At 69.4% G+C, this 19,877-nt stretch carries 17 protein-coding genes; 16 read left to right on the top strand and 1 reads right to left on the bottom strand.

All coding sequences use genetic code 11. The features are described from left to right. Positions 1-110: 110 nt before the first annotated feature. Positions 111-785: an N-acetyltransferase gene (locus AU193_RS00795; RefSeq protein ID WP_064420632.1), complete on the bottom strand. Its 675-nt coding sequence runs from the start codon at positions 783-785 to the stop codon at positions 111-113. Positions 786-1,013: 228 nt separating this feature from the next. Between AU193_RS00795 and AU193_RS00790 the strand changes: the two genes are divergently transcribed. From AU193_RS00790 to AU193_RS00715, 16 genes are all read left to right on the top strand, one after another. Next, on the top strand, positions 1,014-1,418 hold the full coding sequence (locus AU193_RS00790; protein WP_064420432.1) for a DUF3040 domain-containing protein: 405 nt from the start codon (positions 1,014-1,016) through the stop codon (positions 1,416-1,418). Between the two features lie 297 nt (positions 1,419-1,715). Next, positions 1,716-2,147: a division/cell wall cluster transcriptional repressor MraZ gene (mraZ, locus tag AU193_RS00785; protein ID WP_059098924.1), complete on the top strand. Its 432-nt coding sequence runs from the start codon at positions 1,716-1,718 to the stop codon at positions 2,145-2,147. Continuing rightward, a complete protein-coding gene (gene rsmH, locus AU193_RS00780; RefSeq protein ID WP_172798166.1) occupies positions 2,122-3,279 on the top strand; it encodes a 16S rRNA (cytosine(1402)-N(4))-methyltransferase RsmH in 1,158 nt (385 codons plus the stop codon). The genes mraZ and rsmH overlap by 26 nt, the downstream gene beginning before the upstream one ends. Beyond that, positions 3,276-4,328 (top strand): hypothetical protein, encoded by a 1,053-nt coding sequence (locus tag AU193_RS00775; RefSeq protein WP_064420430.1) that lies wholly within the window; start codon positions 3,276-3,278, stop codon positions 4,326-4,328. The genes rsmH and AU193_RS00775 overlap by 4 nt, the downstream gene beginning before the upstream one ends. After that, complete coding sequence (locus tag AU193_RS00770; RefSeq protein ID WP_064420429.1) at positions 4,325-6,235, top strand: penicillin-binding protein 2; 1,911 nt, start codon at positions 4,325-4,327, stop codon at positions 6,233-6,235. The genes AU193_RS00775 and AU193_RS00770 overlap by 4 nt, the downstream gene beginning before the upstream one ends. Positions 6,236-6,300: 65 nt before the next feature. Beyond that, a complete protein-coding gene (locus tag AU193_RS00765) occupies positions 6,301-7,821 on the top strand; it encodes a UDP-N-acetylmuramoyl-L-alanyl-D-glutamate--2,6-diaminopimelate ligase (RefSeq protein ID WP_064420428.1) in 1,521 nt (506 codons plus the stop codon). Next, complete coding sequence (gene murF / locus AU193_RS00760; RefSeq protein ID WP_064420427.1) at positions 7,818-9,383, top strand: UDP-N-acetylmuramoyl-tripeptide--D-alanyl-D-alanine ligase; 1,566 nt, start codon at positions 7,818-7,820, stop codon at positions 9,381-9,383. Before AU193_RS00765 ends, murF begins: the two co-directional genes overlap by 4 nt. Beyond that, positions 9,380-10,459 (top strand): phospho-N-acetylmuramoyl-pentapeptide-transferase, encoded by a 1,080-nt coding sequence (mraY, locus tag AU193_RS00755; RefSeq protein ID WP_064420426.1) that lies wholly within the window; start codon positions 9,380-9,382, stop codon positions 10,457-10,459. The genes murF and mraY overlap by 4 nt, the downstream gene beginning before the upstream one ends. Beyond that, positions 10,452-11,930, top strand: coding sequence for a UDP-N-acetylmuramoyl-L-alanine--D-glutamate ligase (gene murD / locus AU193_RS00750; protein WP_156425069.1), 1,479 nt, complete (start codon positions 10,452-10,454; stop codon positions 11,928-11,930). The genes mraY and murD overlap by 8 nt, the downstream gene beginning before the upstream one ends. Before the next feature lie 15 nt (positions 11,931-11,945). After that, entirely contained in the window at positions 11,946-13,451 is a 1,506-nt protein-coding gene (ftsW, locus tag AU193_RS00745; protein WP_172798177.1) for a putative lipid II flippase FtsW, read from the top strand. Then, positions 13,448-14,614, top strand: a complete 1,167-nt coding sequence (gene murG / locus AU193_RS00740; RefSeq protein WP_064420423.1) for an undecaprenyldiphospho-muramoylpentapeptide beta-N-acetylglucosaminyltransferase — start codon at positions 13,448-13,450, stop codon at positions 14,612-14,614. The genes ftsW and murG overlap by 4 nt, the downstream gene beginning before the upstream one ends. A 38-nt stretch (positions 14,615-14,652) precedes the next feature. Continuing rightward, on the top strand, positions 14,653-16,056 hold the full coding sequence (gene murC, locus AU193_RS00735) for a UDP-N-acetylmuramate--L-alanine ligase (RefSeq protein WP_064420631.1): 1,404 nt from the start codon (positions 14,653-14,655) through the stop codon (positions 16,054-16,056). Beyond that, positions 16,053-16,994, top strand: coding sequence for a cell division protein FtsQ/DivIB (locus AU193_RS00730; protein ID WP_064420422.1), 942 nt, complete (start codon positions 16,053-16,055; stop codon positions 16,992-16,994). The genes murC and AU193_RS00730 overlap by 4 nt, the downstream gene beginning before the upstream one ends. Positions 16,995-17,202: 208 nt before the next feature. Beyond that, positions 17,203-18,342: a cell division protein FtsZ gene (gene ftsZ / locus AU193_RS00725; protein WP_064349978.1), complete on the top strand. Its 1,140-nt coding sequence runs from the start codon at positions 17,203-17,205 to the stop codon at positions 18,340-18,342. Between the two features lie 19 nt (positions 18,343-18,361). Continuing rightward, complete coding sequence (gene pgeF / locus AU193_RS00720; protein ID WP_064420421.1) at positions 18,362-19,069, top strand: peptidoglycan editing factor PgeF; 708 nt, start codon at positions 18,362-18,364, stop codon at positions 19,067-19,069. After that, positions 19,066-19,869, top strand: coding sequence for a YggS family pyridoxal phosphate-dependent enzyme (locus AU193_RS00715; protein WP_253867527.1), 804 nt, complete (start codon positions 19,066-19,068; stop codon positions 19,867-19,869). Before pgeF ends, AU193_RS00715 begins: the two co-directional genes overlap by 4 nt. The last annotated feature ends 8 nt before the right edge of the window (positions 19,870-19,877 follow it).

Here is a 19,877-nt window from a genome sequence, read left to right as displayed (position 1 = left end):
TGCTGCTGCGGTGGCGGGCCGGCACGTGGTCATCGTGCCAGACGGGACCGAGCCGAGGCGTCGGCGACGTCAAATCGGAGAGCCGAGGCGTCGGCGACGTCGAATCGGTGTCACAGCGGCAATGACCGGCCCAGGATGGCGAACGCCCGCGGATCGCCCGCGAAGTGGTAGCCACGGATGACGTCGGCGAAGCCGAGCCTGCGGTACAGCCGCCACGCCCGGTTCGCCTCACCGTTGATCTCCGGCGTCGACAACAGCACATGGGACTCCCGCCGGTCGGAGAGCAATCGGCGAGCCAACGCTTCACCGAGCCCCCGCCCCTGGGCGCTGGGGTGGATGTGCAATTCGGTGAGCTCGAAGTAGCTCGTCATCAAAGCAGCGATGTGCGTGCGGTCTGCGCCCACGCGCTGCAGCCCGGCCACCACCTGCTGCTGCCACCACTGGTCGGGGGCGCCGCAGTAGCCATAGGCGATTCCGACGATCGGGGCGGAGGCCAGCTCGACTCGGTCTGCCTTGTCGGCACCGCCGACTCGGTCTGCCTTGTCGGCACCGCCGACTCGGTCTGCCTTGTCGGCACCGCCGACTCGATCTGCCTTGTCGGCACCGCCGACGGACACCGCCGCGACGGCCTTCCATCCCGGCCTGCGGGTGTGCTCCAGCCACATCGACGCCCGCTGAGCCTCGGTGCCGCGCGGATAGCGCATCGCGTCGACGTAAACCGCGAGCGCGTCACCGAGCCGGCGTTGCATATCGCTCGGCGACAGATCGATCAGAAATGTCGCCAACTGTGTCTGCCTCTCCGCGTGTCGGGCGGTGTCGTTGCAACCATTATCGAGCGAAGTCGCCTGTGCCTCCCAGGCGGCGGCGTCCGTCATACAATCGGGCATCCAACTAGGTGGTACGGCTCAGATCGACCTCGTATCATGACTGTTAGATGACCGTGAACGCGGGCACACAAGACTTTGAACATCGACACGGCCGCGGTCGGCCCCTGGGTTCCGAGGGAGGGACGAATGCCACTCTCCGATCATGAGCAACGCATGCTCGATCAGATCGAGAGCGCGCTCTATGCCGAGGACCCGAAGTTCGCTTCGAGCGTCAGGGGCGGGACGCTGCGCGCACCCTCGACGCGGCGTCGCCTGCAGGGGGCCGCGCTCTTCGTGCTCGGGCTCGCGATGCTGGTGGCCGGTGTCGCGATACCCGCCACCCAGATCGGTGGCTTTCCGGTGCTGTCGGTCCTCGGGTTCATCGTGATGTTCGGCGGTGTGGTGTTCGCCATCACCGGCCCGCGCATCCCCGGTGGGCGCGACCGGGCGGTCGCCGAACCGGGCGCCCCCCGTCAGAAGCGGGGCAAGGGCTCGGGCGGTTCGTTCGCCAGTCGCATGGAGGATCGCTTCCGGCGCCGCTTCGACGAATAGGCCCTGACACGACACTGGGGTAGCCCGCACGGCGGGCTGCCCCTTTTTTCGTGTGTTCGGCGGCTGATCACCCCACCGCGCCCCACCGCCGCCCACACGCCTCTCAGCTGCGCTTTTCTCTGTCACTGCGCTACCCGCAGGGGTCCTACCGCCGTTACGGCCCCCAACGTGGGGCGTGCTGTGGGGACTCACCAGGATTTTTGACACTCAAATGGTGGAAGGTGGGGGATTGTGGGGTAAAGTGGCGGGCAACGGAGCGACCGGGGCTCCGTTGACTGGCAGGGCGGAGGTGACGAGATGTTTCTCGGCACCTACACGCCGAAGCTCGACGACAAGGGGCGGCTCACGCTGCCCGCCAAGTTCCGCGACGCGCTGGCAGGAGGGTTGATGGTCACCAAGAGCCAAGATCACAGCCTTGCCGTCTACCCGCGCGCCGAGTTCGAGAAGTTGGCCCGACGGGCGTCGCAGGCATCGCGCAGCAACCCGGAGGCGCGCGCATTCCTACGGAACCTCGCCGCCGCCACCGACGAACAGCATCCCGACGCACAAGGCCGAATCACCCTGTCGGCCGATCACCGCCGCTACGCGAACCTCTCGAAGGACTGCGTGGTGATCGGATCGGTCGATTACCTGGAAATCTGGGATTCCACCGCATGGCAGGAGTACCAGCAGACCCACGAAGAGAACTTTTCCGCGGCCACCGATGAAGCTCTGCACGACATCATCTGACTCGGCGACAGGTCGACGCAGGCACAGGCACCCGGCCCGTGCATCGCGGCCTCTGCCCGAACCGGCCCTGGCGTACTTCCCCGACGCCAGGTCCGCGCTCTCGGACAGGGACCTCGGTGCAGGGGCGTTAGACGGAGGCAACGCGATGGAACGGCGCAGCGGCGACCACGGACACATCCCCGTCCTGCTGGACCGCTGCGTCGAACTACTCACACCCGCACTGACACGGCGGAGTTCCGACGGTGAGGGCGCCGTGCTTGTCGACGCAACTCTCGGAGCCGGCGGACACGCGGAGCGCTTCCTGACCGAACTGCCCGGCCTGCGGCTGATCGGCTTGGACCGCGACCCCGACGCCCTAAGGATCGCCGGCGAGCGCCTCTCACGGTTCGGTGACCGGGTGATGCTGGTCCGCACGCGGTACGACGGCATCGGCAGGGTGCTGGGCGACGACGGCTACTGGGCCAGTCAGGTCGACGGGGTCCTGTTCGACCTCGGCGTGTCCTCGATGCAGCTCGACCGCACCGAGCGCGGCTTCTCCTACGCCGCCGACGCGCCGCTGGACATGCGGATGGACCCCGACGCCGAACTGACCGCCGCCGACGTGGTGAACACCTACGACCAGCAATCGCTGACCCGTCTGCTGCGAGAGTTCGGCGAGGAGCGCTTCGCGAGCCGGATCGCGGCCCAGCTCATCCGCAGGCGCGCGCGACAACCGTTCCGTACCACCGGTGAGCTCGTCGAGCTGCTGTATCAGGCGATCCCCGCGCCGGCGCGCCGCACCGGAGGACACCCGGCGAAGCGCACGTTTCAAGCGCTTCGGATTGCGGTCAACGGCGAACTGGACTCGCTGCGTGACGCGTTGCCTGCGGCGCTGAACGCTCTGGCTCCCGGGGGGCGCATCGTCGTGATGGCCTATCAGTCACTCGAAGACCGCATCGTCAAGGCGGCCTTCGCCTCCGCAACGGCGTCCAGGACGCCGCCCGGCTTACCGGTGGAACTGCCCGGTCACGAGCCGGAGTTCGTCGCACTGACTCGCGGCGCCGAGCGTGCAACTCCAGAGGAGATCGAACGGAACCCGCGTAGCGCCCCTGTGCGGCTACGAGCACTGGAGAAGGTGGGGGCAGCCAGGTGAAAACCAAACAGGCCAAGCAGACCAAGCAGACCAAGCAGGCCAAGGGCGCAAAGGGCGTCCGTCGCGCCGACGAACGTCGGCGCACCGCCCGTGGTGCCCAGCGGCGCTCGGCCGACCCGCAAGCGCGGCGCAAGCCGACCCGCGACCAGCGACCGCTGCGTTCGGCACCCCAGACCAACCCCATCCCGCGTCCGACCGATGCACCCGGCCGGCCCAAGAGCGCCAGCCAGGCAAAGGCGCGGTCCAAGGCGCGAAAAGCCAAGGCGCCCAAGGTTGTTCGGACACCACTACGGCAGCGCCTCATCGTCAAGCTGGCTTCGGTGGAGCTCAGCCCGCGGGCCCTGGTGGCCAGGGTGCCGTTCGTGGTGTTGGTGATCGGCTCGCTGGGGATGGGCCTCGGGACGACCCTGTGGTTGTCCACCGACGCCGCCGAGCGGTCCTATCAACTGGGCAACGCTCGCGAGACGAATCAGGCTCTGCTGCAACAGAAGGAAGCGCTCGAGCGCGATGTGCTCGAGGCGCAGGCGGCCCCCGCGTTGGCCGAATCCGCGCGTGAGCTGGGAATGATCCCGTCCCGCGACACCGCACACCTCGTACAGGACCCCGCGGGTAACTGGGTGGTGGTCGGCACACCCAAACCGGCCGAAGGCGTACCGCCCCCGCCGCTGAACACACCGCTGCCCGACGCGACCCCGCAGCCGCCGCCACCCGGTCCGCGACCGCCCGCTCCGCGAGTCGTCGATCCCCGCGAGGTCACCGTTCGCATGCCTACGCGTACCGCGCCAACCCCCAGTGCGGTGCCGCAGGCGGTTCCGGGACAACCGCCGATTGTTCCGGGGCAACCGCCGATTGTTCCGGGGCAACCGCCGATTGTTCCGGGACAACCGCAGGTGGCCGGTGCCGCACCTGGGCCGATGGTCCCGCCCTCGGCGCCGACGGCCCCGCCCGGCGAGCTGCACATCCCGAACCCACAGGTGCTGCCGGGTCCCGTCCCCGGCGCCGAACAGTTCAGCCCCGCGGTCGCGCCTCCGGCGGGTCCCGGCGCATGAGCCGCGGCGAGCGTAAGACCCGTAAAGCGGCACCGGCCGCCGGTTCCCAGGAGCGCTCGGCCAGGGCCCGCCGGACTCGCGCTCCCATCGCCGAAACCGGCCTTCGCAGCGCATCTTTCGTATTCCGGCATCGAGTCGGCAACGCGGCGATCTTCCTCGTGCTGATCGTCGCGGCGGGACAGCTGTTCCACTTACAGGTGCCGCGCGCGGATGGGTTGCGGGCCGAGGCGGCGAGCCAGCTCAAGGTCACCGACGTCGACAAGGCCGTTCGCGGGGCGATCGTCGACCGCGACAACGACAAGCTCGCCTTCACCATCGAGGCGCGCGCGCTGACCTTCCAGCCGCAGAGGATCCGCAAGCAGTTGGAGGAGGCCAGGGCGAAAAGCACCGAGGCGCCCGAACCCGACCGCAGGCTGCGCGACATCGCCGCCGAGGTCGCGTCGCGACTGAACAACAAGCCGGACGCCGCCACGGTCCTCAAGAAGCTCAAGAGCAACGAGACTTTCGTCTATCTCGCGCGAGCGGTCGATCCCGCCATCGCCGAGGCGATCACCAAGAAGTTCCCCGAAGTCGGTTCGGAGCGACAGGATCTGCGCCAGTATCCGGGTGGCTCCCTGGCGGCCAACGTCGTCGGCGGCATCGACTGGGATGGACACGGCCTGCTGGGACTCGAGGATTCACTGGATGCGGTCTTGGCGGGCACGGACGGATCGATCACCTACGACCGTGGCTCCGACGGCGTGGTCATCCCGGGCAGCTACCGTAACCGCCACGACGCGGTCGACGGTTCCACGGTCATGCTGACCATCGACGACGACATCCAGTTCTACGTCCAGCAGCAGGTGCAGCAGGCCAAGAACCTGTCCGGCGCCAAGAACGTCTCGGCGGTCGTCCTGGACGCCAAGACCGCTGAGGTGCTGGCCATGGCGAACGACAACACGTTCGACCCGAGCCAGGACATCGGCAGGCAGGAGCACCGCCAACTGGGCAACCCCGCGGTGTCCTCGCCCTACGAACCGGGTTCGGTCAACAAGGTCATCACCGCCGCGTCGGTCATCGAGTACGGGCTGTCGAATCCCGACGAGGTGCTTCAGGTACCCGGTTCGATCCACATGGGCGGCGTCACCGTCGGCGACGCGTGGGAGCACGGGACGATGCCCTACACCACCACGGGCATCTTCGGTAAGTCCTCCAACGTCGGCACGCTGATGCTGGCGCAACGGCTGGGCCCGGAGCGCTTCTTCGAAATGGTGCGCAAGTTCGGGCTCGGCCAGCGCACCGGGGTCGGGTTGCCGGGCGAGAGCGCGGGTCTGGTTCCCCCGATCGACCAGTGGTCGGGCAGCACATTCTCCAACCTGCCCATCGGGCAAGGCCTTTCGATGACCCTGCTGCAGATGGCGGGCATGTACCAGACCATCGCCAACGATGGGGTGCGCATCCCGCCGCGCATCGTGAAGACCACCATCGCTTCCGACGGAACCCGCACCGACGAGCCCCGCCCCGAAGGCATTCGGGTGGTCTCGCCGCAGACCGCGAGAACGGTGCGGCACATGTTGCGGGCCACGGTGCAGCGCGACCCCACCGGGGTGCAACAGGGCACGGGCTCGCAGGCGGCCGTCGAGGGATATCAGATCTCCGGGAAGACGGGCACCGCGCAGCAGATCAACCCGGCCTGCGGGTGCTACTACAGCGACGTCTACTGGATCACCTTCGCCGGCATCGCCACCACCGACGACCCGCGGTACGTCGTCGCCATCATGATGGATCACCCGCAGCGCACGGCCGACGGTCAGCCCGGCACCACATCGGCGCCGTTGTTCCACAACATCGCCTCCTGGCTGCTACAGCGCGAGAACGTGCCGCTGTCGCCGGATCCCGGCTCGCGGTTGACCTTGGTAGCCGACTGACGGCGCTGCGGGCCGCCCCGATATGTCGCGGGCGCGGAAGGGCGACTGGGTACTGTGTCAACGCCATGAACCTGCGACCCAGCCATCCCGCCGGCGCGGCGCTCGGACCGCTGGCCGGGCAGGTCCAGGCGGTGCCCGCGGGCGGTGCCGTACCCGACATCCGCGTCACCGGCGTGACGCTGCGCAGCGGGGACGTCGAGCCGGGCGACCTGTTCGCCGCGCTACCGGGAGCGTCGTCGCACGGCGGCCGCTACGCCGCCGAGGCGACCGCACGCGGTGCGGCAGCGATTCTCACCGACCCCGACGGGCTGGCGCTGTTGGAATCAGAAGCGCAGATCCCGGTCGTGGTCCATCCGGCACCGCGGTCGGTGCTCGGCGAGGTGGCCGCCGAGGTTTACGGGCGGCCGTCCGAGCGGCTGCGGGTCATCGGGGTCACCGGCACCTCCGGCAAGACCACCACCACCTATCTGGTGGAGGCCGGGCTGCGATCGGCGGAGCGGACGGCGGGACTCGTCGGCACCGTCGGCATCCGAATCGACGGACGCGATCAGGCCAGCGTCCTCACCACACCCGAGGCGCCCGATCTGCAGGCGCTGCTCGCGGTGATGGTCGAGCAGGGCGTCGACACCGTCGCGATGGAGGTCTCGAGCCACGCGCTCACCCTCGGCCGCGTCGACGGAGTGCGCTTCGCGGTCGGCGGGTTCACGAACCTCTCGCGCGACCACCTCGACTTCCACCCGACGATGCGGGACTACTTCGAGGCCAAGGCTCGACTGTTTGCTCCCGAATCCCCCAACCGCGCAGACCTTTCCGTGCTGTGCGTCGACGACGATGCCGGCCGGGAGATGGCCAGGCTGGCCCGCGAACCGGTGACGGTCAGCGCGACCGGCCGCGTCGCCGACTGGCGTATCGAGGACGTCCGCACAGTGGGCCGCAACGCGCAGGAGTTCTTCGCAGTGGACCCCGCGGGGGTGCACCACCATCTGCAGATCGGGCTGCCGGGTCGCTACAACGTGGCCAACTGCCTGCTGGCGATCGCGTTGCTCGATGCTGTCGGGGTGTCACCCGAACAGGCCGTGCCCGGCCTGCGCACCGCGACGGTTCCGGGGCGGATGGAGCCCGTCGAGCGCGGGCAGGACTTCCTGGCGCTGGTCGACTACGCGCACAAGCCCGGCGCCCTGCAAGCGGTGCTGGAGACGCTGCGGGCGCAGATCGACGGCCGGTTGGCGGTCGTGTTCGGAGCGGGTGGCAACCGCGATGCCGGCAAGCGGGGTCCGATGGGCCGCGTCGCGGCAGACCTGGCCGATCTGGTGGTGGTGACCGACGACAATCCGCGTGACGAGGACCCCGCCGAGATCCGCGCGGCCATCGTGGCCGGCGCGGCGCGAGGACGCGCCGACATCGTCGAGATCGGCGATCGCGCTGCCGCGATCGAGCACGCGGTGGCGTGGGCGCGACCCGGGGACGTCGTGCTCGTCGCCGGGAAGGGCCACGAGGCCGGCCAGACCAGCGCCGGGGTCACCCGGCCGTTCGACGACCGCGAGGAGTTGGCGCGCGCTCTCGAGGCACGGAGATCCCGGCCGTGATCAACCTGACGCTGGCTCAGATCGCCGAGATCGTCGGCGGCCGGTTGGCCGACATCTCCGACGCGGACGCCGCGACCACCCGGATCACCGGCACCGTCGAGTTCGACTCGCGGGCCGTCACGCCCGGAGGCCTCTTCCTCGCACTGCCGGGAGCCCGCTCGGACGGACACGACTTCGCCGCCGCGGCGGTGCAGGCCGGGGCGGCGGCGGTGCTGGCCGCCCGCCCGGTCGGAGTGCCGGCGGTCGTCGTCCATCCGACACCGGAGACATCCGACGGCGGAGCGGGGGTGCTCGAACACGACGTCGACGGTTCGGGCGCAGCCGTGCTTGGCGCGTTGGCGAAGCTGGCCGGTGCGGTCGCCGCCGAACTCGTCGCGGGCGGGCTCACGATCATCGGTATCACCGGATCATCGGGTAAGACCTCGACCAAGGACCTGGTGGCCGCGGTACTGGCGCCGCTCGGCGAGGTGATCGCGCCGCCTGGGTCGTTCAACAACGAACTCGGGCATCCGTGGACGGTGTTGCGCGCGACGCGATCCACCGACTTCCTGGTGTTGGAGATGTCGGCACGGCATCGCGGCAACATCGCAGCGCTCGCCGCGATCGCCCCACCCTCGATCGGGGTGGTGCTCAACGTGGGCACCGCACACCTCGGTGAATTCGGTTCACGCGAGGCCATCGCAGAGACCAAATCCGAACTGCCGCAAGCTGTCCCATCGACGGGAGCGGTTGTGCTCAATGTCGACGACACCGCGGTGGCGGCGATGGCCGCAAAGACCGTCGCGCGCATCGTGCAGGTGTCGCGGGAGCCGGGCGGCCGGGACGCGGACGTGTGGGCCGAGGCGGTCACGCTCGACGAGCTCGCCAGGCCGCGGTTCACCCTGCACGCCGGCGCGGAGTCCGTGGACGTCGCGCTGGCCGTACACGGGGACCACCAGGTGTCCAACGCCCTGTGCGCGGCGGCCGTGGCGCTGGAGTGCGGTGCGTCCCTCGAGCAGGTGGCCGCCGCGCTGGCCACCGCCGGTCCCGTGTCCGAACACCGCATGCAGGTCGCCACCCGCAGCGACGGCGTCACCGTCATCAACGACGCCTACAACGCCAACCCCGACTCGATGGGCGCCGGTCTCAAGGCGCTGGCGTGGATGGCCCGCGAGGGCCCACGCGCGGAGGGCCCACGCGCGGAGCGCAGGGGACGCAGGGGAGGCGGGGGCCGCCGGCGCAGCTGGGCGGTGCTCGGCGAGATGGCCGAACTCGGCGACGACGCGATATCCGAGCATGACCGCATCGGCCGGCTGGCCGTGCGCTTAGATGTGTCACGACTCGTCGTCGTCGGAACCGGGAGGGCTATGAGCGCCATGCACCACGGCGCGGTGATGGAGGGATCGTGGGGGGCTGAGGCCACCATGGTCGCCGACGCTGACGCGGCGCTGGAACTCCTGCGCGCCGAACTGCGACCGTACGACGTGGTGCTGGTGAAGGCCTCCAACGCGGCCGGCCTCGGCGCGCTCGCCGAAGCGTTGCTCGACCTTGGGCCCGCCGACACCCGGGATCCGCACGCATGAGGCAGATCCTCATCGCCGTCGGCATCGCGCTGACGGTCTCGATCCTGCTCACCCCGCTGCTGATCCGGCTGTTCACCCGGCAGGGACTCGGCCACGAGATCCGCGAGGACGGACCGCCCACCCACGCCAAGAAGCGCGGCACCCCCTCGATGGGCGGCGTCGCGATCGTCGCCGGCATCTGGGCCAGCTACCTGGGCACCCATCTCGTCGGCGTCGTAATCGACGGTCGGGGGCCCTCGGCTTCCGGCCTGCTCGTGCTGTTTCTGGCCAGCGCCCTGGCCGTCGTCGGATTCGTCGACGACCTGATCAAGATCCGGCGCTCACGCAACCTCGGGCTGAACAAGACCGCGAAAACCGTCGGCATACTGGCCGCCGCGGTGATCTTCGGCGTGCTGGCCCTGCAATTCCGCAACGCCGACGGGTTGACGCCGGGCAGCGCCGAACTGTCCTATGTGCGCGAGATCGCCACGGTCACACTGCCACCCGCGCTGTTCGTGCTGTTCTGCATCGTGGTGGTCAGCGCGTGGTCGAACGCGGTGAATTTCACCGACGGGCTCGACGGGCTGGCCGCGGGCGCGATGGCGATGGTGTGCGCGGCCTATGTGCTGATCACGTTCTGGCAGTTCCGCAACGCCTGCGCGACGAGCCCGGGCCTCGGCTGTTACAACGTGCGCGACCCTCTCGATCTGGCGATCATCGCCGCGGCCACCGCGGGCGCCTGCATCGGATTCCTCTGGTGGAACGCCGCCCCGGCCAAGATCTTCATGGGCGACACCGGCTCGCTGGCCCTCGGCGGCATCATCGCCGGACTCTCGGTGACCAGCCGCACCGAGATGCTGGCCGTGGTGCTCGGCGCCCTGTTCGTCGCCGAGGTGGTCTCGGTCGTCGTGCAGATCCTGGCGTTCCGCACCACCGGTCGCAGGGTGTTCCGGATGGCGCCGTTCCACCATCACTTCGAGCTGGTGGGGTGGGCCGAAACCACGGTGATCATCCGGTTCTGGCTGCTCACCGCGATCGCCTGCGGGCTCGGCGTCGCGTTGTTCTACAGCGAGTGGTTGACGACCGTCGGTGCCTGACATGACCCACCTCGAGCCGCTGGTTCCCGGCGCCCGGGTACTGGTGACCGGCGCGGGCCTGACCGGCCGCTCGGTGAGCGCCGTGCTCGAACCCACCGGCGTCCGGTTGACGATCTGCGACGACGATCCGTTGGCGCTGCAGCGGTTGATCACCCCCGCGAAGGTCGTCACCACCGCCGAGGCCCAGGCCACCATCAGCCAATACGCGCTCGTCGTCACCAGCCCCGGATTCGCCCCGACCGCACCCGTGCTGGCCGCCGCGGCGCGAGCGGGCGTGCCGATCTGGGGGGACGTGGAACTGGCGTGGCGACTGGACCGCGCGGGCTGGTTCGGGCCGTCGCGGCGTTGGCTCGTCGTCACCGGGACCAACGGCAAGACCACGACCACCTCGATGTTGCACGACATGCTCGTCGCCGCGGGCCGACGCGCGGTGCTGTGCGGCAACATCGGCAACCCCGTGCTCGACGTGCTCGCCGAACCGTCCGACCTGCTTGCGGTGGAGCTCTCGAGTTTTCAGCTCCACTGGGCGCCGTCGCTGCGGCCGGAGGCGGGCGTGGTGCTCAACGTCGCCGAGGACCACCTCGACTGGCACGGGTCCATGGCCGCCTACGCCCACGCCAAGGCCCGCGTCCTCGACGGCCGCGTCGCGGTGGTCGGACTCGACGACCCGGTGGCCGCGGGTCTGCTCGCGACGGCGGCCGCCCCGACTCGCGTCGGGTTCCGGCTGGGACAGCCGGGCCCGGGCGAACTGGGCGTCGTCGGCGGCACGCTCGTCGACAACGCGTTCGGTGATCCGCCCGAGGACGGCTGGACGCTGGCCCAAGCCGCGTCGATCCCGGTGGCCGGCCCGGTCGGGGTGCTCAATGCGCTCGCCGCCGCGGCCCTGGCCCGTGCCGTCGACGTGCCGCCGGCGGCCATCGCCGACGGGCTCGCCGGTTTCCGGGTCGGCAGGCACCGCGCGGAAGTGGTCGGCACGGTCGACGGGGTCACCTATATCGACGACTCGAAGGCCACCAACCCGCACGCGGCGCGGGCGTCGATCGCCGCCTACCCGCGTGTGGTGTGGGTGGCCGGCGGCCTTCTCAAAGGCGCCTCGGTCGACGAGCTGCTCGCATCGGTAGCAAATCGGCTGGTCGGAGCCGTGTTGATCGGCCGCGACCGGGCCCTGATCGCCGAGGCGTTATCGCGACACGCCCCGGATGTCCCCGTCATCGAGGTTGTGACGGGGGAGGATTTTGGGGTGCAAGGGACAATTGGGTCGGATGTTGGTCCTGTTACTAGTGTGATCAGACTCGGAGGAGCGGCCTCCGGCGACGCGATCATGGCCGCCGTGGTCGACGCCGCCCGCCGCCTCGCGGAGTCCGGCGACACCGTGCTGCTCGCCCCCGCCGGTGCCTCCTTCGACCAGTTCAGCGGCTACAGCCACCGCGGCGACGCGTTCGCCGACGCCGTGCGCGCCCTAACCCGATAACCGCCGGTGGCCACGATCCTGACCCGCCTGCGCCTGCGCAGGACGGGCGCCGAAGACAAACCGGCCGAACCGGTGCCCGCGACCGGGGGGCCCCGCACCCGGGTCGGCGCGTGGCTCGGCCGCCCGATGACGTCGTTTCACCTCATCATCGCGGTGGCCGCACTACTGACCACGCTGGGCCTGACCATGGTGCTGTCGGCGTCCGGGGTGTACTCCTACGACCAGGACGGGTCGCCGTGGGTCGTGTTCGCCAAGCAGGTGCTGTGGACGGTCATCGGGCTGTTCGCGTTCTACGTCGCCATGCGCATCCCGGTGCAACTGATGCGCCGCTTGGCGTTCTCCAGCTTCGCGCTGACCATCGTGCTGTTGATCCTGGTGCTGATCCCGGGAATCGGCACGGTGTCCAACGGTTCTCGCGGATGGTTCGTGGTCGCGGGGTTCTCGATGCAGCCCTCCGAGCTGGCCAAGATCGCGTTCGCCATCTGGGGTGCGCATCTGCTGGCCGCCCGGCGCATGGAGCAGGCATCGCTGCGGGAGATGCTGATCCCGCTGGTGCCTGCCGCATTCGTCGCGCTGGCGCTCATCGTCGCCCAGCCGGACCTCGGGCAGACGGTGTCGCTGGGCATCATCCTGCTGGGGCTGCTCTGGTACGCCGGACTGCCCCTGCGGGTGTTCGTGTCCTCGCTGTTCATGGTCGTCGTCTCGGCCGTGGTCCTGGCGATGGCCGAGGGCTACCGGTCGGCGCGGGTGCAGTCCTGGCTCAACCCGGGCGCCGATGCGCAGGGGTCGGGATACCAGGCCCGCCAGGCACGGTTCGCGCTGGCCAACGGCGGCGTCTTCGGCGACGGCCTCGGCCAGGGGGCGGCCAAGTGGAACTACCTGCCCAACGCCCACAACGACTTCATCTTCGCGATCATCGGCGAAGAACTCGGCTTCATCGGCGCCGGCGGCCTGCTCTGCTTGTTCGGGTTGTTCGCCTACACGGGTATGCGCATCGCACGGCGCTCCGCCGATCCGTTCCTGCGCCTGCTCACCGCCACCGCGACGCTGTGGATCATGGGCCAGGTGTTCATCAACGTCGGCTATGTGGTCGGTCTGCTCCCCGTGACCGGACTGCAGCTACCCCTCATCTCGGCAGGCGGAACATCAACGGCGACAACACTTCTGATGATCGGCATCATGGCAAGCGCGGCGCGGCACGAACCGGAGGCGGTCGCGGCGCTGCGAGCAGGCCGCGACGACCGCGTCAACAGGCTGCTCCGGCTGCCGCTGCCCGCGCCCTATGTGCCGCCGCGGACCGAGGCGGTTCGAGACCGGCTCAACGGCCGCGGCTCGCAACGATCCGGCAAACCCTCGGCCGGAAAGCGCGCCCGAGCGCCCAAGCCCGCGGCCAAACAGGCGGCCAAGCCCGTACGCAAACGCCGGACGGCCGGTGGGCCGGTTCGGACGGCAAGGCATCATGGAGGCGGCCGCGCGGAGAATAGCCGGCGGCGCGCACTGGAAGGTCAGCGTTACGGGTGAACGACACTGGTCCCGTCCCTCGGCGGCCGGGGGACGACCGGGGAGTCTCCGTGGTCCTCGCGGGCGGTGGTACCGCGGGACACGTCGAACCGGCGATGGCGGTGGCCGACGCCCTGTCCGAACTCGTGCCCGACGTGCGGATCACCGCTCTCGGCACCCAGCGCGGCCTGGAAACCCGGCTGGTGCCCGAACGCGGCTATCACCTCGAGCTGATCACGCCGGTGCCGCTGCCGCGCAAATTCTCCGCCGACCTTCTCCGCCTGCCCCTCCGGGTGCTCCGGGCGGTGCGGCAGACCCGTGCGCTGCTCGACAGGGTCGAGGCCGACGTGGTGATCGGCTTCGGCGGCTACGTCGCGCTGCCCGCCTATCTGGCCGCGCGCAGTGTGCGCCGAAGCAGGCGCGTGCCGGTGGTGGTGCACGAGGCGAACGCCAGCGCGGGCTGGGCCAACCGGGTCGGCGCCCGCTCGGCACGGCGGGTGCTCTCGGCCGTTCCCGACCCGGGACTGGGCCGGACAGCCGAGGTGGTCGGGGTGCCCGTGCGCGCGGCGATCACCTCCCTGGACCGCATGGCGTTGCGGGCCGAGGCGCGCGCCCATTTCGGTTTCGCCCCTGACGCCCGGGTGTTGTTGGTGTTCGGCGGGTCGCAGGGCGCGCAGTCGCTGAACCGGGCGGTGTCGGGGGCCGCCAAAGATCTTGCGGCAGCAGGTATCTCGGTGCTGCACACACATGGCCCGAAGAACACCCTCGACCTGCGCGAGCCCGCCGACGGCGACCCGCCGTACGTGGCGGTGCCGTATCTGGACCGGATGGACCTCGCCTACGCCGCCGCAGACGTGGCGATGTGCCGGTCCGGTGCGATGACGGTCGCCGAGCTGACCGCGGTGGGCTTGCCCGCGGTGTACGTTCCGCTGCCGATCGGCAACGGTGAACAACGGCTCAACGCGCTTCCTGTGGTCGAGGCGGGGGGCGGGCTGATCGTCGACGACGCCGACCTGTCGCCCGGTTTCGTCGCCGAGACCGTCGTCGACCTGCTCACCGATCCCGGCCGGTTGCAGACGATGACGGCGGGCGCCGCGCTGGCCGGTCACCGAGACGCGGCCAGACGGGTCGCCGAGATCGCCATGGAGGTTGCTCACGCCGAGTCCCGAAAGGGCCTGTGGTGAAACCGAAGTCGTTGCCCGCAGAGCTGCAGCGGGTGCACATGGTCGGTATCGGCGGTGCGGGTATGTCGGGTATCGCGCGCATCCTGCTCGACCGTGGCGGGCTGGTGTCGGGTTCCGATGCCAAGGAGTCGCGCGCGGTCGCGGCGTTGCGCGCCCGCGGCGCCTCGATCCGAATCGGGCACGACGCCTCCTCGCTGGACCTGCTGCCCGATGGGCCGACCGCTGTCGTCACCACCCACGCCGCCATTCCCAAGACAAACCCCGAACTGGTCGAGGCCCGTCGGCGCGGTATCCCGGTGATCCTGCGGCCGGTGGTCCTGGCCAAGCTGATGGCGGGCCACAAGACGCTCATGGTGACCGGCACGCACGGCAAGACCTCGACGACGTCGATGCTCATCGTGGCGTTGCAGCACAGCGGGTTCGACCCGTCGTTCGCGGTGGGCGGTGATCTCGGCGAGGCGGGCACCAATGCCCACAACGGCAGCGGTGACTGCTTCGTGGCGGAGGCCGACGAAAGCGACGGCTCACTGCTGGAGTACAGCCCGGATGTCGCGGTGGTGACGAACATCGAGGCCGACCACCTCGACTTCTTCGGAAGCGCCGAGGCTTACGGCGCCGTGTTCGACGACTTCGTCGAACGCCTCAAACCCGGTGGCGCTCTTGTGGTCTGCACCGACGACCCCGGAGCCGCGGCACTCGCGGAGCGCACCGAGGAGTTGGGCATCCGCGTACTGCGCTACGGCAGCGACCCGAGCCGTCGGTTGCAGGGCACCTTGTTGAGCTGGGAGCAGCACGACACCGGCGCGGTGGCGCACATCCAGTTCGCCGACGAACCGCATCCCCGGGTGATGCGCCTCGCGGTACCGGGACGACACATGGCGCTCAACGCGATCGGCGCCGTGCTCGCGGCGATCGAGGCCGGCGCGCCGGTCGACGTCGTGCTCGACGGGCTGGCCGGTTTCGAAGGGGTGCGGCGCCGGTTCGAGTTGGTCGGAGAAGCCAACGGTGTGCGTGTCTTCGACGACTACGCGCACCATCCGACCGAGGTGCGCGCCACGCTCAGCGCACTGCGTACCGTCACCGAGCAGGCCGGCGGTCGTTCGATCGTCGTCTTCCAACCGCATTTGTATTCGCGCACACAGACATTCGCGCGCGAGTTCGGACAGGCGCTCGACGGCGCCGACGAAGTGTTCGTGCTCGATGTCTATGCCGCCCGCGAGCAGCCGATCCCGGGCGTCAGCGGCGCGAGCGTCGTCGAACACATCAGCGTGCCAGGCACGTACGTGCCCGACTTCTCTGCGGTGCCGGCGCGGGTGGCCGAGGCCGCCGCACCGGGCGACGTCGTGGTCACCATGGGTGCCGGTGATGTCACGATGCTCGGCCCGGAGATCGTCACCGCGTTGCGCGTCAAGGCCAACCGGAGCACGCCGGGGTCGCGATGACCGGGCCGATCGACCGTGACCCGGAGTCTCCGGAGTCCTCGACGGCGTCCGAGCCGGGGGAGCCGCCCCCGCCACCGGAGGAGATGCCGCAGGATCCTGAAACGCCAACCGCAGCAACGGATTTCGAAGGTCCGCGCCGGCGTGCGCGCCGCGAGCGTGAGGAGCGCCGCGCAGCGCAGGCCCGCGCCATGGCGATCGAACAGGCCCGCAGGGAGGCCAAGCGGCGCGCGCTGGGCAAACCCGCAGGGGATACCAGAAAACTGCGCCGCGGAACCGTCCGCGGCCTCAAGGTGCTGATGTGGTCGGCGCTGATCAGCGTCATCGTCGTCGGGCTCGGCCTGCTGCTGTACTTCACCCCGGCGATGGCGGTGCGCAATACGGTGGTCACGGGTGTGGGTGCGGTGACACAGGAAGAGATCGTGGCGGCCGCGGCCGTCGCGCCGGGCACGCCCCTGCTGCAGGTAGACACCGACAGCGTCGCCGAACGGGTGGCCGCGATCCGGCGCATCGCCAGCGCGCGTGTTCAGCGGCAATACCCGTCCACTCTGCGGATCACCGTCGTCGAGCGCGTGCCGGTGGTCGTCAAGGACTATCCCGACGGACCGCATCTGTTCGACCGCGACGGCGTCGACTTCGCGATCGGCTTACCGCCGCCGGGGGTGCCCTACCTCGACACCGAGAATCCCGGTCCCAACGACGAACCGACCAAGGCGGCGCTGCAGGTGATGACGTCGCTGCGCCCGGAGGTCGCCGCGCAGGTCGCCCGCATCGCGGCCCCCTCGGTCGCGGCTATCACCCTGCAGTTGATCGACGGCAGGGAGGTGGTGTGGGGAACGACCGACCGGACCGAGGAGAAGGCGCTCAAACTCGGGGCGTTGCTCACCCAGCCGGGGAAGACCTACGACGTCTCGAGTCCGGACCTGCCGACCGTGAAGTGAGTTCGTGCATGTCCAGCGCGCGATGCACGGAAAAAAATTTGTCGCGCGTGTCGGCGCGCCTGCATCGTCAGGTCGCGACCTCGCCCTACCGTTCTGGTTGCGCGGAACAACTTGACATAACTATAACCCTCTGGTTGAGGTTTAGGGTTTGCAGGGCCTGTCAAGCCGGTCGGCGTGTCGTCGGACAACTTGGGAGGAAGGGATCGCGATGACCCCCCCACACAACTACCTCGCCGTCATCAAGGTGGTCGGCATCGGAGGCGGCGGAGTCAACGCCGTCAACCGGATGATCGAGCAGGGCCTCAAGGGCGTGGAGTTCATCGCCATCAACACCGACGCCCAGGCGTTGTTGATGAGCGACGCCGACGTCAAGCTCGACGTCGGTCGCGACTCCACGCGAGGTCTCGGCGCGGGCGCCGATCCCGAAGTGGGGCGCAAGGCCGCCGAGGACGCCAAGGACGACATCGAGGAGCTGCTGCGCGGCGCCGACATGGTGTTCGTCACGGCGGGCGAGGGCGGCGGCACCGGCACCGGCGGCGCGCCGGTGGTGGCGTCGATCGCGCGCAAGTTGGGCGCGCTGACCGTCGGCGTGGTGACGCGGCCGTTCTCGTTCGAGGGAAAGCGGCGCAGCAACCAGGCCGAGAACGGCATCCAGGCGTTGCGGGAGAGCTGCGACACGCTCATCGTGATTCCCAACGACCGTCTACTACAGATGGGCGACGCCGCGGTCTCGCTGATGGACGCGTTCCGCAGCGCCGACGAGGTGCTGCTCAACGGCGTGCAGGGGATCACCGACCTGATCACGACGCCGGGCCTGATCAACGTCGACTTCGCCGACGTCAAGGGTGTGATGAGCGGGGCGGGCACCGCGCTGATGGGCATCGGTTCGGCGCGCGGTGACGGTCGTGCGCTCAAAGCCGCCGAGATCGCGATCAACTCGCCGCTGCTGGAGGCGTCGATGGAGGGCGCGCAGGGTGTGCTGCTCTCGGTCGCGGGGGGCAGCGATCTGGGCCTGTTCGAGATCAACGAGGCCGCGTCGCTGGTGCAGGACGCCGCTCATCCCGATGCCAACATCATCTTCGGCACGGTGATCGACGACTCGCTCGGAGACGAGGTGCGGGTCACCGTGATCGCCGCGGGATTCGACTCCGCCGGTCCGGGACGCAAACCGGTCGTCAGCCCTGCCGAAGGGCAAGGCATCACCCCGGGTAAGGCCGGCAAAGTGAGCACGTCGCTGTTCGAGCCTGCGGATCCGGCGAGCGTGCCGGTGCACACCAACGGTGCGACGGTAAGTATCGGCGGGGACGATGACGACGACGTCGACGTGCCGCCGTTCATGCGCCACTGATCCGGCAATACTGGCGACCGTGACGGTTCGCATACGGCGCGTGACCACGACACGGGCCGGCGGTGTCTCCGCGCCGCCGTTCGACACTTTCAACCTCGGCGACCACGTCGGCGACGATCCGCAGGCCGTGGCCGCCAACCGCAAACGGCTCAGCGGCGCCACCGGATTGGGCGACGACGGAATCGTGTGGATGAATCAGGTACACGGGAATCGCGTCGTCGTGGTCGACGAAGCCACGGAGCGCCCGGTCGACAAGACCGACGCCTTGGTCACCGCCACGCCGCGATTGGCATTGGCGGTGGTCACCGCCGATTGCGTGCCCGTTCTATTGGGCGACGCGCGCGCCGGTGTGGTGGCCGCCGTCCACGCCGGGCGCGTCGGTACGCAGAACGGCGTCGTGGCGCGCACCGTCGAGGCGATGCTGTCGCTCGGCGCGCACGCCGGGGACCTCTCGGCGTTTCTCGGGCCCGCGATCAGCGGACGCAATTACGAGGTCCCGGAGGTCATGGCCGCCGAGGTCGAGACCGCGTTGCCCGGCAGCCGCACAACGAGCGCGAAGAACACGCCCGCGCTGGATCTGCGAGCCGGAATCCACCGGCAGTTAACGACTTTCGGCGTTACCGCCATCGATGTCGACCCGCGCTGCACGTTCGAGGACCGCAATCTGTTCAGTCATCGACGCGACGCCCCGACTGGCCGGCTCGCCTCGCTGGTGTGGATGGAGTGAGCGACACCGTGCCGTCATCGCGCGAACTGGAGCTGAGCGAATCGCTGGCGGCGGTGCGGACACGGCTCGCCGCCGCCGCCGAGGCCGCAGGACGCGATGTCTCCGAAATCGAATTGCTGCCGGTGACCAAATTCTTTCCCGCCGACGATGTCATTATTCTTCGCCGATTGGGCTGTGAAGCTTTCGGCGAATCACGCGAACAGGAAGCGTCGAATAAAGTCCGAGAAATCGCCTCCATTCCGGGTGTCGGACCCATTCGCTGGCACATGGTCGGGCGGATACAGCGCAACAAATCCCGATCGATAGCCGGGTGGGCATATGCGGCGCACTCGGTCGACAGCGCCAAGTTGGTCGACGCCCTGAGCCGCGCGGCGGCCGCCGCCCTCGACGACGGCCGACGGACCGAACCGCTGCGCGTCTTCATCCAGTTGAGCCTCGATGGCGACGAAAGCCGCGGCGGTGTCGACATCACCCGGCCCGGCTCGGTCGACGAATTGTGTGCGGCGGCGCACGCGGCACCCGGACTGGAGTTCGCCGGATTGATGGCGATACCCCCGCTGGACCAGGACGCGGACGCGGCGTTCGCACGCGTGAACACCGAGTACAGGCGGGTTCAGGCCGACTATTCGCAACGCCTCGAGCTGTCGGCCGGGATGTCGGACGATCTCGAAGCAGCGGTCAAACACGGCTCGACATGTGTGCGTGTCGGTACCGCGTTATTGGGGCAACGTCCTCTACCTTCACCAGAAGTAGTCACTCCAGTCACATCTTCATCACAGACACCAGAGTCCAGGGCATGAGAAGGGTC

Origin of the sequence: Mycobacterium sp. GA-1285 (assembly GCF_001499905.1) — a bacterium.
Classification (GTDB): Bacteria; Actinomycetota; Actinomycetes; order Mycobacteriales; family Mycobacteriaceae; genus Mycobacterium.
This window is presented reverse-complemented; position numbering and strand designations above follow the sequence as displayed.